Here is a 14597-nt window from a genome sequence, read left to right on the forward strand (position 1 = left end):
AAGTTTTAAACAAAATAACTGTGACTAAACCAATAAGACAAATGGATATTTATAGATTGGAAGCTTGCCAATTGATATCAATATTATTTGAAATGAGATTAAAAATGTTTTGTTAATGCGTTATAAAATGCTTTATAAGTTCAATCTCTACAAATATTGATATAAATGTTGCAATTGAGTGGAGCTTTGCGTTTCTTATCGGATATTTCTTTATTTTACTGCTACTGTGAAGTGGTAGCCTTCTTAAAAGGTGAATTTAGGCTGGCAGTGTCATACTTTTAGGTATTTTCTTCTTATCGATCTCTTTTTCAACGTTTTCGATCCCCATTTTACGATAGCGCCCGTGAAGGGTCGTAAATTCATTGAGCATCTCCGTCTTTAAGATTCATAAAAAAGCAAACCGGCACCATTACACACTTGCTCCGAATGTTGCGACAAGTTGTTGGTTTTTAAGATGGTTCATAAGAGGTGTTTTAAGGTCCTTATATATTTAATTGTATGGTTGCACTCCACACAGGATTCTCCGCTCTTATCGTACAAGCAGATGGTTTTGATTAATTTAACATAGAACAGGTTTGGAATGAAAGAATCTTACGATATTTGGAAGGATTATTTAATATAAGCAAGTACATTATCTTTATAAATCTATATGTTATTTTGTGTAGAACACAGTTTTTGCTGTGAGATGGGGAGATATTCTTGCTTCAAGAGCTTTATTCTCTATGGCGAAACCACTTGTAGAAGTGCAAGCGGATGACTTTGAGAAATTTATTATGAATAGATTAAAAATAAAAGAAATTAATGCTATTGAAGAGAGTCCATTTAAATCATCAAATAATAAAGTATTTTATTAAATCAATATGTTACGCAAGATATTTAAATGTTCAAAATTAAATAATTGATGTGATGTGTTTCTTGTTTGATTTATTTTTAAAGTTTAAGGTTTTTCTGTCTGTTCTTCAGCAGGATCGCGTAGGCGCGAACTTTGAAGAAGTCCCTGTTGTTCTAAAATAGGGTAGATCATTGAGGTCAACAGAGAATTAATTTGTTTGAGGTCACGGACAGTATCCAGGTGAAGACTGGATGATTCTACATTTTTGAGGTCTCCCTCACGTAAGCGTTTAAAATGTTTTAAACTCATCTCTTTTTCTAAGTTCCGTAGTTGATCCTTTTTTTGGACCAATAGATGTGCAGTGTGTGTGTCACGGGAGACGAGAACATTAAATGCGATATGCGCGTTGGCTAGTACAATGGCATGGAAATGAAGGAGATCATTCCAGCCCTCGCTGCTGAATTTTAGACCTTTTTGTTGTTTCTTTTTAACCAGCATCAGCATATTGTGAATAATGATATCGCCTGCTTGGTCTAATTTTATACAGGCATCTAGAAGTTCTTGCGTTTGAAAAGCTTCTTCATTCGATAATTTTTGTCCCGCTAATCGTGCAAGATAAAGTTTTATAGCGATGTGTTTTTTGTCTAATATGGTGTTTAGTTGATTGAGTTCAGCAATAATATTGGGATCAGGATTTTCATAAAGTCCCATGATTTTTTCTAGCATAATGTCGACAAGATCACAAATATGAATAACTTCACGCATGACATTCGAGAGCGCTAAAGCTGGGCGTTCAAGAACGCTATCATCAAGAGCTGTTTGATCAGATAAATTAAGCGTTTTATCGGTTTGCGTTTTTTTTTGTACTCATATGAACGATGTGAGTGGTTACTTTAAAACCCATTTTGAAAGTGGTATTCCAGCTAGGAGAATAAAAACATTAAAAATGATATGGGCATTAATCACTTGAGTGGAAGCGTTATTGCCAAGCCATGTGATAGGTGGTTGAAAAGACAGAAATAAGATTAGCACAAGGATTGAACCGGCTCCACGCATGAGTAGATTCCCCAAGGGAACAAGGCGGGTATTCGGAGAAGCGTTACGCGTTAGAAGGGGGGCTATCAGAGAAGAACCAAAGTTAACACCAAGAACCATGACAACGCAAAGTTGCGTGTGGATAAGGTCGTAGTTAGCAAAATTAACCAGCAAAATGATTCCTGCAATGGATGAATGTAAGAAGTAGGTCAAAGCCGCAGCCAACAAAAAAGTTGAGATAGGATCGGTTGAAAGATAACGAATGATGCTCGGGAAAATTTCACTATCCCGTAAAGGTTCTGTTGCGGTACTTATCATTTGTAAAGATAAAATCAAAAGGCCAATGCCGATGACAATACGTCCTATTTGGCGCCACTCACGTTTTTCCGTTGTCATGAAAATACAAGTGCCAATTAAAAGACAAAGGGGCACAACAAGTGTGAGATCGTAGGTGAGAATTTTAACAACCAATGCTGATCCTAATTCTCCTCCACGTACCGCCATAAGTCCTGCTACTCCAGAGACAAAACCAGATTCAACGAAAGAACCAACGAGGAGTGTTATGGCTGTAGAGCTCTGTAAAATTATCGCTGTAAAAAGCCCAAAACTTACAGCAAACAATGGTTTTGAAATGACGTGACGCATGTTATATTTAAGCTTGTCACCATAGGCGCGTTCAATTCCTGTGCGTACCATGCGTGTAGCCCAGAGAAGTAAAGAAACAGCGCCAGCAAGATGGAGGAGTACCAATGAACCATTCATGATACTTTTTCTTTCTCTTTTGTTTATGAATATGCTTAACTCAAAATTGACAAATTGAAGTTTATTTTTTTACTTTAATGCTTGATTAAAATCATAACCACTTGGATTTTGAAAAACCTTTAGACCAAAAAAAGGAAGAATAGAATAAAGATGGTCAAAAATATCACCTTGAATTTGTTCGTAGTCTATCCAAACGGTGGTGTTCGTAAAGCAATAGATTTCCAAGGGTAAACCATTTTCTGTAGGGGGTAATTGTCGGGCCATAAAAGTCATATTGGAGTTGATGTTGAGATGCTGTTGTAGATAAGCAAAAACATAAGCACGAAAAGTACCAATGTTGGTTAAACGGCGCGTGTTGGCTACAACATCATGATTTTTATCTAATTGAGCGTTCCATTGAGCGATTTCTGCTATTTTTTGTGTGAAATAATTTTCTAATAAATTAAATCGGGAAAGATATTTTTGTTCTTCTTCTGTGAGAAAATGGATACTTGATTGATCAATAAAAAGAGAGCGTTTAATGCGTCTGCCACCTGATTCTTGCATTCCACGCCAATTTTTAAAAGGGTCAGTTACAAGTTTACGGATAGGAACTGAGATGATGGTTTTGTCGAAATTTTGAACTTTAACAGTATGAAGGGCAATTTCAATAACATCACCATCGGCACCGAGATTGGGAATTTCAATCCAATCACCAACACGAACCATATCGGTGGATGAAATTTGAATACCGGCAACGAGAGAAAGAAGTGTATCTTGAAAAATTAACAGGAGAACCGCCGCCATTGCACCAAGACCGGAGAAGAGAATAAGAGGGGAGCGGTCAATTAATGTGGCAACCATTAAAATTGCTGCAATGGCAAAAAGTGCAATTTTAGCAATTTGAATATAACCTTTTATTGGTTTTAGTCGTGCTGTTGGACGTTGTTCGTAAAGGATGTTAATGATATTGAGACAGGAAGAAATTGTCAGCACAACAAAAAAGATAATGAAGGCATTGGAAACATTATCGATGACAGTGCTGAATGCATCGGGCAATGTTGGTATAAAGTTAACACCAACTGAAAGAATAAAAGCTGAAATGATATTTGCTATGTATTGAATAGAATTTTGAATATCGGTCGTTGTATTCTTGGGGAGGAAAGAAGAGAGTTTTTGGGCTCCGTGAATGAGTAATTTTCGTCCTACAAAGTTGATTAAAAGGGCAGCTATAGTAAGAATAATAAGCCAAGAAATAGCTTCTAACCACGGATATTGAACAATAAATTCGATCACTTTTTGACTCTCCATTTTTAAAGCTATAGGCAGTCGAGAGTTTAAAATTTTACAACTGCTTTAAGAGGAAGTATTGGAATTATGCTCTAAAGTCGTTAAATATGCAAAAAAGAATTTTCAAACTCTGTGAGAGATAATGCGTTTTCCGCCTGATTTCCTTAATGAACTGCGTAGCAGACTCCCAATTTCAACAGTGATTGGCCAACGGGTGGATTTTGATCCACGAAAAAGTAAACCTTCACGGGGCGATTTTTGGTGTTGTTGTCCATTTCATGGTGAGAAAACGCCCAGTTTTCATTGTGATGATCATAAAGGGCGTTATTATTGTTTTGGTTGTGGGGTAAGCGGAGATATTTTTACTTTCCTTTGCGAGCTTGATGGATTGCACTTTTCAGAAAGTGTTGAGCGTTTGGCCGATTTTGCAGGAATGAAACTCCCTATTGAGGATCCTCAAAGTCATCAACGTCAAATAGATAAAGATGATCTTTATAATGTGATGAAAATTGCGACAGATTTTTTTCAATATCATTTACGCGATAAAGGAGGTGCACAGGCACGTCGTTATCTGGAAGAGCGTGGTGTTACATCAGAGCTTGTGGAGCGTTTTCGAATTGGTTTTGCGCCGGTAAGGCGTACAGCTTTGAAAGAAGCTTTGAGTACCCGTGGTATTTCAATCAAGCAAATGGAAGAATGCGGACTTCTCACAGGACATGAGGAGAGTGTGGATTCTTATGATCGATTTAGAAATCGTATTATGTTTCCTATTGAAGATATGCGTGGACGTGTGGTGGCTTTCGGAGGGCGTGCATTAGAGAAAGAAACACGAGCAAAATATCTCAACAGCCCTGAAACAGTGCTGTTTCATAAAGGAAATATACTTTATAACGCGGCAGCAGCGCGCAAAAATAGTCGCTTTGTTGGCGATGAAAAAATTCATTCACTTCTTGTTGTTGAGGGGTATATGGATGTCATTGCATTGACTAAAGTCGGTTTTGAGGGAGTTGTAGCGCCCTTAGGAACAGCATTAACGGAAGCGCAAATTGAGCTTTTATGGCAGATGGGTAAGGAGCCTATTTTGTGTTTTGATGGTGATGATGCTGGTTTAAAGGCTGCTTTTCGCGTTGCTGATCGGGTATTGCCTCTTTTAAAGGTTGGGGTTTGCGTCCGCTTTGTTTTGCTGCCACAAGGAAAAGATCCTGATGAAATTGTTTGTGCTGGTGGTGCACAGCTTTTTTCTTCTTTTTTGCAAAAAGCAATTCCATTGATTGAGCTTTTATGGTGGCGTGCTACTTATGGAAAGCAGTTTGAAACTCCAGAGGAACGGGCAGCGCTAGAAAAACAACTCAAACAACAAATTTTTACGATTAACGATGAGGATGTCCGTCGTTATTATTTGCAAGATATAAAAAAACGCCTTTTTGATTTTTTTCGCCCCTCTTTTTCAAAAAAGAAAGGGGGAAGGCGATATGAACAGACTTCACCAAATAGAATCTTTAAAGATCAATCCTTTTCTCTGTTAGAAAATTCTGAAATCGTACGAAATTCTTCGCAAGCTATTCCATTGCGTGAAGCCGTGATTTTACTCACTTTAGCTTACTATCCTGAGTTATGGCATGAAAATTTTGAGATTCTCTGTGCGTTAGAATTAAAAAATACACAATTAATCTGTTTTCACCAAACGATGTTGGAAATTCTTGGGGATCAGCCGTTTCATGATAAAGAGACAATGGTTGCATTCTTAGAAAAAAGAGGGCAAAAGGCTTTATTAGAACGTATGAAACATCTTGTGCAAAATATTGGTATGCGTATTATCTTTGGGGGAGCTTCCATAGAAGATGCGCGTGCTATATTAAAACAAGCTGTCTACTTGCATCTTCATGAACACCACCTACATAAGAGGTTACAGGATATTGAAGAGCAACTTGTAGAAAATCCTAAGAGTGAGGTTTTTGATCTGCTTCGTGAGACAAAAAATGAGCTGGAGCAGATGCAGGCAACAGAAGCGTTAATTGAAGGATTTGGAAGTTGGTTGGATGAAAAAATAGATGGGAATACACAAGATACGATAAAATGATTCGCTTTTTTAATGCGAATCAGTCACTTAAATTTTAGTTGAGGAAGTTTATGTGGAGTGACATTTTCATAAAGATAACGGTTAATTCATTAAGATGACAATTAAATTTTAGGAAAAGCGGGAAATTGGTTCTTACGATGGGGTACAGAGATTATCTCAGAAGGGCTGAGAGGAGTCGGGGAAACTTCGGGAGTTTTCCCGCGTTTTTGTCTGGATGATAGAGCGTATACAAAATGTATTCTTTCCAATAGTAATCTCTTAAAAGGAAGTATATATGAGGAGCTATTGGTTGATTTATAAGTGAGAACAAAAAAACTGGTCACATGGAAACTATGATTATATGGAAACTATGAGGTGATCGAGTGGAGTTATGGTATGGCAACAAAGGTTAAACAGAAAGATAATGCGGAAGTAACGAACCAAGCGAGTTTGGATGGTCCTCTTCTTGATTTTTCTGATGATGCCATCAAGAAAATGATTAAACTTGCCAAAAAAAATGGCTATGTAACGATGGATGAACTCAATGCTGTTCTTCCTTCTGATGAGGTTACATCCGAACAAATTGAAGATATTTTGGCGATGTTCTCTGAGATGGGGGTTAATGTTGTCGATGATGAGAATGAAGTCGAGTCTGAAAATTATGAAGAAGAAATTGCGGTAGAGGGGGGAGACTTAGTCGAGGCTTCTAGCCACGCAATTGCAACGTCAACGAGTAAGCGCGAAGTAACAGATCGTACGGATGATCCGGTGCGTATGTATTTACGTGAGATGGGAGCTGTTGAGCTTCTTTCACGAGAAGGTGAAATTGCCATTGCCAAGCGTATTGAAGCAGGGCGTGAGACAATGATTGCAGGGCTTTGTGAGAGTCCTTTGACTTTTCAGGCCCTGATTATCTGGCGTGATGAGTTAAAAGAACAGCGTATTCTTCTTCGTGAAATTATTGATCTCGAAACCACTTATGCTGGGCCAGAAGCAAAGCAGGCCCCTGTTATTGAGCGAAGTGAAGTCGATAAGATCAAAGAAGAAAATATGTCTTCTGGTATGCGTAATATGGGGGAAAATATAGGAGAAAGAGGCATTGAAGAAGATGATGAGGAAGACGATGATGATGTTAACTTATCTCTTGCTGCAATGGAAAATGAGCTTTGTCCTCAAGTTATGGAAACATTGGATTTTATTGCTCAGACCTATGTAAAATTACGCAAATTACAAGATCAGCATGTTGAAAGCAGTTTGGCAGAGCGTAAAGAGGGGGCTCTTACAGCTGCTCAAAAGAAAAAATATATTCAATTAAAGGGTGAGTTGATTCAAGCCGTAAAATCTCTCTCTTTGAACCAAAATCGTATCGAATCTTTGGTTGAACAGCTTTATGACATCAATAAGAGATTGATTCATAACGAAGGTAAGCTCAAACGAATCGCTAACAGTTATGGTATTGGTCATGACGATTTTTTAAGAGAGTATCAAGGACGTGAACTGGATGCTAATTGGATGAATTATATTGCCGCTTTGCCTGCTCCGGGTTGGAAAGAATTTTCAATGCGTGAAGCAAAAGAAATTCAAAAATTGCGGAGTGAAATACAAAATCTTGCACAAGAGACGGCTATTTCGATTGGTGAGTTTCGCCGGATTGTTATGCAGGTGCAGAAAGGTGAACGCGAATCAACAATTGCAAAAAAAGAGATGGTTGAATCTAATTTACGTCTTGTTATTTCAATTGCCAAAAAATACACTAATCGTGGCTTGCAGTTTCTTGATCTTATTCAAGAGGGCAATATTGGTTTGATGAAAGCGGTGGATAAGTTTGAATATCGGCGTGGCTACAAATTTTCAACTTATGCCACATGGTGGATTCGTCAGGCTATTACGCGTTCAATTGCAGATCAGGCACGCACTATTCGTATTCCTGTTCATATGATTGAAACAATTAACAAAATCGTTCGTACCTCCCGTCAGATTCTCCATGAAATTGGGCGAGAGCCGACACCAGAAGAATTATCTAGCAAGCTTTCTATGCCGTTAGAAAAAGTGAGAAAGGTTCTTAAAATTGCAAAAGAACCGATTTCACTTGAAACGCCTGTTGGTGATGAAGATGATTCCCATTTGGGAGATTTTATTGAGGATAGGAATGCATTATTACCCATTGATGCAGCTATTCAGGCTAATCTTCGAGATACGACAACGCGCGTTCTTGCTTCATTAACACCACGAGAAGAACGTGTTTTGCGGATGCGTTTTGGGATAGGAATGAATACAGATCACACCTTGGAAGAAGTGGGACAACAGTTCTCAGTTACAAGAGAACGTATTCGTCAGATTGAGGCAAAAGCACTTCGTAAATTAAAGCATCCTAGCCGCTCACGAAAATTACGCAGTTTTCTCGATTCTTAAATAAAGGCATTGGTGTTTTGAAATCATTTCCTCTTTCTTCTCCATGGAGGAAGAGGTTTGTTACAGTATGCTTGGATGATTTTTTGAGAAAAATATGGGAAAACTTTGAATAATCTAGAAAGTTGACGGTATTTAACGTTTTTCGTAACTGTGGGGCTTTGTATCTCTTTATCGCAAAAGGATAGATATAGGACAAAGAGTGGTTATAAAATAGAGAGTAGAGCGGGGCTTTCAAGAAATGAATGACAAAATATTATTTTAGCTAGAGCGATGCATTTCTTAAGAGATGGGATATCTCAAAAATACATTTAATAGTGCAGCGTACTGTCTTTTTGATGAGAAAGGTCTATTCTTTGCAGAATTATTCTATCTCTTTAGGGTAACGCATTTCATTCTTTGTCCGTTTATAAAGGAATTTTTAAAGAGGTTATGTTCATTGATATGCGCTATTTTTTGAATACGTTCTTTTTTCAGATAAATTTTAAGAAAATTCTATGAAGTGCTACACATTGAGTTGAATTTTTTAAGAGACAGAAATAGATGGAATTATAAAAGTTAAACTTTTAATTTTTTCTTTTTTTATCGATTGTCTTAAGAGGGTGTGTCTGAGTTTATGAGCGGAGAGTCTCCTTTTTGGAAAGTAAAAAAATTAGAAGAGCTTTCCTTCTCAGAGTGGGAGAGCCTTTGTGATGGCTGTGGTCGTTGTTGTCTCCATAAAGTTGAGGATGATGATACGGGTGATCTGTACGCAACCAGTATCGCTTGTCGTCTTTTAGATGGGGAAACTTGCCAGTGTCGAGACTATGTTCATCGTAAATCAATTGTACCAGATTGTATATCATTAGACATTACAACCATTAAAACGGCGCGTTGGCTTCCAGAAAGTTGTGCTTATAAGTTAATTTATGAAGGAAAAGATCTCCCATGGTGGCATCCATTGGTATCAGGAGATTATCAGATGGTGCATAAAGCACACATTTCTGCACGTGGATATATAGAGATCTACGAAGATGAATTATCATCTGAAGAAGATTACCTCACCCATATTACTGGTCTTCTATGTGAAAGCCAGTGATATGAGCGTTTTATACAATGGTTGGTGATTTAATCGATCGCAAAGACAACAGTGACAGTCACATTATAATTTAATTCACCCCCTGCAAAATTTGTATCTGCGTAGCTTGCACTTGCTGCTCTACTCATGAGACGCGGTGTTGGGTGGTAGTAATCATCTTTTTCATGAATTTCAATAATTTTTCCTAATTTTAAGTCGGCAGCTTGTGCTATTGTCTGCGCTTTTTCAATGGCTTCAGTAATGGCTTTTTTACGTGCTTCTTGATAAAATGGCTTCGTATCTGCGTTGGTAAAAGTAATGCCATTTACTGAATTAACCCCCATTGTCATCGCTTGGTCAAAGATTTTACCCGCATTGCTAAGATCACGAATGCGTACGGTTAAAGAATTGGAAACATGATAGAGATTTTCATTATTCTTTTTTTCGTGATGTTTATCGGGATGGGATTGATAAATAGATAAGCCCGATGTTTGTAAATCATTTGCTTGGATGCCATTGCTTTTAAAGGCATTTACAATATCATTCATAAATTGATTATTCGTGGCTAATGCTTTTTGAGCAGTTTTATCATCATTAACAACGGCGAGATTAATAATTGCCATATCCGGTGCGGCTTGACTCTCCCCAGTTGCAGTCACTGTAATCGTTGCACCTCTTTTATTGTCTTCAGCATAAGCATGTACGCCCGCCAATGAAGCGGCTAAGAGTGTGAATGTGAAGATGGCTATTTTAACCAAAGAGCAGCTCTTCAGTGGTTGAGTTTTCTTTTCTATCATATCTATTCCTTTACATTTGTCATCACTATTCTCTCATTTTTGAGAGTTCTTGTAAAGAAATTAGGGCGTTAGAAAAAAAACCAATAGAAAAGAGAAAAAAGATGGGTTATAATTTGGGTCAGCTCTTGTATCATAGAGCATTTTAGTTTAGAGAAAGACCACCTATGTGGGGCCTGTAGCTCAATTGGTTAGAGCCAGCGGCTCATAACCGCTTGGTTGGGGGTTCGAGTCCCTCCGGGCCCACCAATAGGGAAGTGTTGAATAGGAAAATAAATAGCTTCGTAAAAGTTTGGAGATTTTGCATCTTTCATTCTTTTGATTTATTTCTCCGTTTGTTCTGAGTTCTTTTGTCATTTTTTTTGTTACAGGATTTTTCTATAAGTTACTTTAATAAAAATGATGATATACTCTTCGGTCTCGTCAAAGAAACATCTTTATTTACAACATTGAGGCATCTTGGTTAAGTTGATATGGGGTGCTGTTTACTTCTTAATTCATTATGCTATTTCTACTTCTTCTATATGATGTCTTTCATAAAGCAGGGGGGTAGCGCTTTCGTGAGGTGAGCTGTGCTTGTTCATAACAAAAGTCCTGAAAAACAGAGAGTGTAAATCTACTTTTTTGAATGATCTTTACGTTTTTGAGATGTTTGAATAATATCATCATGATAAGAGATTGTATATGAAAGGGCATGAGAGACGTTTATAGGAGGCATGGGAGTAACGATGGTAGTATTTGTTGATATTTTTTACCATTGTATGCTTTCTATCTAATGCTCAAATTGTAGTTCTTATGTCATTCAAATTGTTATTGAAGTTACAAGATCTTTTGCGATTTTACTCTCATAAGGCATTGGAAATGTTCGGTAAACTTTGCTCTTTTTTATGTTGCTTAAAATTTTCACGTATTGTTTGTGAAAAGAGTTTTCTCTTTTTTGCAAAATGACTGGTAAGGGAAGTGATTTTTTGTTGGAAAACTTTCCTTCTTCTTCAAAAATCATAATGCTTCATTTACGTGAGAGAATTTCTTCTTTGTTGTAAATTTTGCAATTTATGTACGGAGATCATGGGTGATGATTCATTTTATCTTTTTAACATTGTCATGATAGAGAATCAGTCTTTAAAGAGTGTTTGCAGAGGGGAGGTTGCCTTGTAAATGCGTTACTCACTTCTTTAGGTAGGTGGGACTGTCTATAAGAACTTATTCCTATAAATTGTTATATTCTTACTTTGCAATATCGTTTAAAAACATAGATGGTGCTATGTAGAATAAAATTGTGATTATATTTTCTTTTGGAATAAGCTTTTTCGTGTTCTCTTATAAAAGAGTTCAGGAGTATCTTCATGGATATTTTCGCATTAATTTGTTATCAGTCCGAATCATAAGATTTATGTAACATTATTCGCGTTGTTGATAGATCATACCAATTTTCATAAGAAGGTCTGGATCGAGCAATGCTTTCTGTTTCACCATGGTATATAACGCATAAAAATTTATCTGATTTTATAAAATCAGTTTGTACACAATTGCTTCCATACTGCCTATTGCAAATATTTTTTTCTAAGGTATGAGATATATTTAAACGCTTTAGCGTTATATGGTTTGACAACACGGAGTATGATTATGAAGAATGATCAAAAATTTGATACGGCTTTATCTGATATTATTGTGAAATGGGAGTCTTTATCGACATCTCAAAAGCAAGCGATATTGGATAGAGTAGAAAATTCTACAACTGCTTCTCATTCAACAGAACATTTAAAGCTTCAATCTTCTTTTTATCTCCAGACGAAATCAAAGCTATAAGTTTTAAGTCTTCATCGGAGATGTTGAAGCCAGTTATGACATATATGGCACTTGCATTTCCGAGTGTATTTAGAATAGCCATAAGTTTATCGACTGAAGGTCTTTTTCCTCCTTTTATCATTTGTTGGACATAGTTTTGTCCACAGCCTGCTGCTCTGCTTATTTCGATCATCGTTCGTCCGTCACTTTTTATCAATTCAATTAAGCGTTGGAACCAATCTTTTTCAGTCTTTGTCATTTTTAGACCTTTACACATTTACGCTATAGCGTTAATATTGCGTCGCGAATCCAGAATATATATGATACAAGGAGCGTGAAAATATCCATGCGTAGCTCTTCGCTAATGAAGCATATAGAGTTGCTTTTAACTAATAACAAAATGTCCCCATACACTTTTAGATTCGAATCAATAAAAATGGTTCCTTAGTTCCATGGTTGTAAAGAAATCAGCACGTATACCGGAAACGGTGATACGCACGCGTATGTTCATGAGATGTCGCTATGATAGTATACGTAGCAGCATTATAAATCAAGATATACCCCAACATCAGCATTTGTAAAAATTCTGTGTTAAGCCGGTATTGTGAGCATATAACGAAGCTTTACAGCCTTAAGAGACAAGATCGTCGTTGGAGAAAAAAACATAAATTCATAGGTTAGAAAAGCCTATTTCTCTCTTATTGTAATAAATTAGGTCACTATCAAATGGTATGTCGTATGTATGCGTTCAAAAACTTTGGAAACATCAAAAAAAAATATCAAAAAAAGTGGTTTTGGTGTTTTTATAGAACACAAAAATAATTGGGGGCATGAAGGTGGTTGTTTGGCGCAATGTGATACACGCGACCAATGCTCTTATTGGGATGGGAGGGTATTTTGATAATACGATGGTTGATAATAAAGTTTGTGTTTTTGAGGATATTTTTGTTTATGACAATGCGCTAATATATGGTTGTCTAGGGATTTGAAAGAATTTGCATGTTTATGAAAGAGCAAACTTTATTGTCCTTTGAATATGAGTCGAGGGGCATATGTTTACACGAATGTAGTCGTTTTGGGGCAAATTTTGAATACTCAATATATTGAAGTTTGTAGTAATACTCGTGATTATAGAAAGTCTCGTGTTTTTAGGGATTCTTTGGTTTGTGCTGATGTAACGATTTGTGGGAAGGTGAAACTTTTATAGAAAATCTATGCTTTGTAACACAGAGGATTTTTGTAATTTTTGTAATAATGAAAAAGCTCCCACATGCATCTATATTCCACATGGCGTAAAAGAAGAAAGGAAAGTTTCGAGGAAGGTGAGTATTGATTTTATCACGTTGTTCGTTTTGTTGGAAGTTTCTTATTTTTTATATTTTAGATCAAGAAATATGTCGCAAATAATTGGTATGAGCATCTGGATTTAGCTGATTTCAGAGTGTTTTTTGCGTCATTTATCACTGTTTAATAGAGAAAATACGAATGCCGAGGGTGATTATTCGCACTTGGAATATGTGGTTTATTGTCTTCTTTTTTGATGGAGGATGAAACAAAACAAATTTTTAAAGTCACTTGAGCGGCAATAAGAGGAGATCAAAATGAATATAAATGAAATTTTATTGGGAGCAATGATGGTTGTTTTGTTGTTCAGCGGGGTTATATTTCGATTTGCTTTATATTATCGCAGTCAAATTAAAGCTCTAAAAGAGGAATCCAGAAGGATCAAGCATGAGTTTTTAAGGGATTCTATGAAGATGACTGAAGAACGAGATAGAGCTCTTAGAGAGCAGAATATGGTGATTAAAAGACGCGAGCAAGCAATTGAAAAACTGAAAAAACAAATTAAGAAATATGAAGAAAACGAAAAGAAATATCAAAAAGTGCTTAAATCTGAAGATGATAAAGAGTGATATGTATTCATATCGTGCATCGAATTTATGCATTAAAGGATTTGGAGGAGTGTTAGAAGGATTGAAAATAATGAGAGAGAGATAGACTTTTATGAAATCCATTACGATGCTCGTGGAGAGATTGTATTGGAGAAGAATATTCAAGTTTACTCTGATCTATAATTTATAAATCGTTAAAGTTGATAAAAAGGTAGCCGTTGGCAGCAAAATAAAAGTTTATGATGGTACTTCAGTTTATAGCTATGCTAAAGGATATCAAAAAAGGGTATCTATACGATCCAGTAATTGTTATGGTGATTTGTATTATTGTAGAAAACAATTTGGCGCGTTTCTTTTATGTTTTAGATGTAATGTTGCGATAGTTTCAATTAATAGGCATAAAAAATTGCATGATAATAAAAAGAAGAAGATATTTGTTTTTTTATGAAGATGAAGGGGATAAGTCGGTCATGATTATCCGATACACAGAATAGGAAGATGAACGTAAAAGATATTGGTATCTAGAAAAGAAATCACATTCCTAATTTATGATTCATTTCCTCTTTGTAGGCATTTGTTCTATGAAAAGACACTAGACTTGAAGGAAAGGTTGCTTGATAGGTGCTATAAAAACCACTTATATGTAAAAACAAACATATATACCGCAAAAACTTAACTGTTACTTACACATGTTTAAAAT

11 protein-coding genes, 1 tRNA gene and 1 pseudogene are annotated in these 14597 nt (G+C 36.4%); 8 read left to right on the top strand and 5 right to left on the bottom strand.

The window, feature by feature from the left end; all coding sequences use genetic code 11:
* Nucleotides 1-722 precede the first annotated feature (722 nt).
* A complete protein-coding gene (locus BN338_RS13490) occupies nt 723-854 on the top strand; it encodes a hypothetical protein (RefSeq protein ID WP_280109516.1) in 132 nt (43 codons plus the stop codon).
* A gap of 83 nt (nt 855-937) precedes the next feature.
* Here the strand turns inward: BN338_RS13490 and BN338_RS02935 are convergent.
* Nucleotides 938-2629 (bottom strand): annotated as a pseudogene (locus tag BN338_RS02935) (Na/Pi cotransporter family protein).
* Between the two features lie 69 nt (nt 2630-2698).
* A complete protein-coding gene (locus tag BN338_RS02940) occupies nt 2699-3904 on the bottom strand; it encodes a mechanosensitive ion channel family protein (protein WP_039758896.1) in 1206 nt (401 codons plus the stop codon).
* A 136-nt stretch (nt 3905-4040) separates the two neighbouring features.
* Between BN338_RS02940 and dnaG the strand changes: the two genes are divergently transcribed.
* From dnaG to BN338_RS02955, 3 genes are all read left to right on the top strand, one after another.
* Complete coding sequence (gene dnaG / locus BN338_RS02945) at nt 4041-5978, top strand: DNA primase (RefSeq protein ID WP_039758899.1); 1938 nt, start codon at nt 4041-4043, stop codon at nt 5976-5978.
* A gap of 375 nt (nt 5979-6353) precedes the next feature.
* A complete protein-coding gene (gene rpoD, locus BN338_RS02950) occupies nt 6354-8369 on the top strand; it encodes an RNA polymerase sigma factor RpoD (protein ID WP_039758902.1) in 2016 nt (671 codons plus the stop codon).
* A gap of 613 nt (nt 8370-8982) precedes the next feature.
* The gene (locus BN338_RS02955; protein WP_039758904.1) at nt 8983-9444 is read left to right on the top strand and encodes a YcgN family cysteine cluster protein; all 462 of its coding nucleotides are present in this window, start codon (nt 8983-8985) and stop codon (nt 9442-9444) included.
* 29 nt (nt 9445-9473) lie between these two features.
* Here BN338_RS02955 and BN338_RS02960 read toward each other — a convergent pair whose 3' ends face one another.
* A complete protein-coding gene (locus BN338_RS02960; RefSeq protein ID WP_039758906.1) occupies nt 9474-10220 on the bottom strand; it encodes an SIMPL domain-containing protein in 747 nt (248 codons plus the stop codon).
* Between the two features lie 169 nt (nt 10221-10389).
* Between BN338_RS02960 and BN338_RS02965 the strand changes: the two genes are divergently transcribed.
* Nucleotides 10390-10466: transfer RNA gene (locus tag BN338_RS02965), tRNA-Ile, on the top strand.
* 553 nt (nt 10467-11019) lie between these two features.
* On the opposite strand, the gene BN338_RS02970 is transcribed toward BN338_RS02965, so the two are convergent.
* Nucleotides 11020-11220 carry a hypothetical protein gene (locus tag BN338_RS02970; protein ID WP_039758909.1) on the bottom strand — a complete coding sequence of 67 codons (201 nt, stop codon included), beginning with the start codon at nt 11218-11220 and terminating at the stop codon, nt 11020-11022.
* 623 nt (nt 11221-11843) lie between these two features.
* On the opposite strand from BN338_RS02970, the gene BN338_RS12985 reads away from it, so the two are divergent.
* Nucleotides 11844-12026, top strand: a complete 183-nt coding sequence (locus BN338_RS12985; protein ID WP_083868428.1) for a hypothetical protein — start codon at nt 11844-11846, stop codon at nt 12024-12026.
* Here the strand turns inward: BN338_RS12985 and BN338_RS02975 are convergent.
* A complete protein-coding gene (locus tag BN338_RS02975) occupies nt 11950-12264 on the bottom strand; it encodes a helix-turn-helix domain-containing protein (protein WP_005773173.1) in 315 nt (104 codons plus the stop codon). The genes BN338_RS12985 and BN338_RS02975 overlap by 77 nt on opposite strands.
* Before the next feature lie 571 nt (nt 12265-12835).
* Between BN338_RS02975 and BN338_RS12990 the strand changes: the two genes are divergently transcribed.
* Both BN338_RS12990 and BN338_RS02985 read left to right on the top strand, forming a co-directional pair.
* A complete protein-coding gene (locus BN338_RS12990; protein WP_244427597.1) occupies nt 12836-12994 on the top strand; it encodes a hypothetical protein in 159 nt (52 codons plus the stop codon).
* A gap of 612 nt (nt 12995-13606) precedes the next feature.
* Entirely contained in the window at nt 13607-13918 is a 312-nt protein-coding gene (locus BN338_RS02985; RefSeq protein ID WP_039758912.1) for a hypothetical protein, read from the top strand.
* Nucleotides 13919-14597 lie beyond the last annotated feature (679 nt).

Source organism: Bartonella queenslandensis AUST/NH15, from assembly GCF_000312585.1.
Lineage (GTDB): Bacteria > Pseudomonadota > Alphaproteobacteria > Rhizobiales > Rhizobiaceae > Bartonella > Bartonella queenslandensis_A.

What these genes read in the sequence shown, in the direction of transcription:
- BN338_RS02955 (WP_039758904.1), top strand. Translation starts at nt 8,983, where the DNA reads ATGAGCGGAGAGTCTCCTTTTTGGAAAGTAAAAAAATTAGAAGAGCTT.
- dnaG (WP_039758899.1), top strand. Translation starts at nt 4,041, where the DNA reads ATGCGTTTTCCGCCTGATTTCCTTAATGAACTGCGTAGCAGACTCCCA.
- rpoD (WP_039758902.1), top strand. Translation starts at nt 6,354, where the DNA reads ATGGCAACAAAGGTTAAACAGAAAGATAATGCGGAAGTAACGAACCAA.
- BN338_RS02960 (WP_039758906.1), bottom strand. Translation starts at nt 10,220, where the DNA reads ATGATAGAAAAGAAAACTCAACCACTGAAGAGCTGCTCTTTGGTTAAA.
- BN338_RS02985 (WP_039758912.1), top strand. Translation starts at nt 13,607, where the DNA reads ATGAATATAAATGAAATTTTATTGGGAGCAATGATGGTTGTTTTGTTG.
- BN338_RS02975 (WP_005773173.1), bottom strand. Translation starts at nt 12,264, where the DNA reads ATGACAAAGACTGAAAAAGATTGGTTCCAACGCTTAATTGAATTGATA.
- BN338_RS12985 (WP_083868428.1), top strand. Translation starts at nt 11,844, where the DNA reads ATGAAGAATGATCAAAAATTTGATACGGCTTTATCTGATATTATTGTG.
- BN338_RS12990 (WP_244427597.1), top strand. Translation starts at nt 12,836, where the DNA reads ATGAAGGTGGTTGTTTGGCGCAATGTGATACACGCGACCAATGCTCTT.
- BN338_RS02970 (WP_039758909.1), bottom strand. Translation starts at nt 11,220, where the DNA reads ATGATTTTTGAAGAAGAAGGAAAGTTTTCCAACAAAAAATCACTTCCC.
- BN338_RS13490 (WP_280109516.1), top strand. Translation starts at nt 723, where the DNA reads ATGGCGAAACCACTTGTAGAAGTGCAAGCGGATGACTTTGAGAAATTT.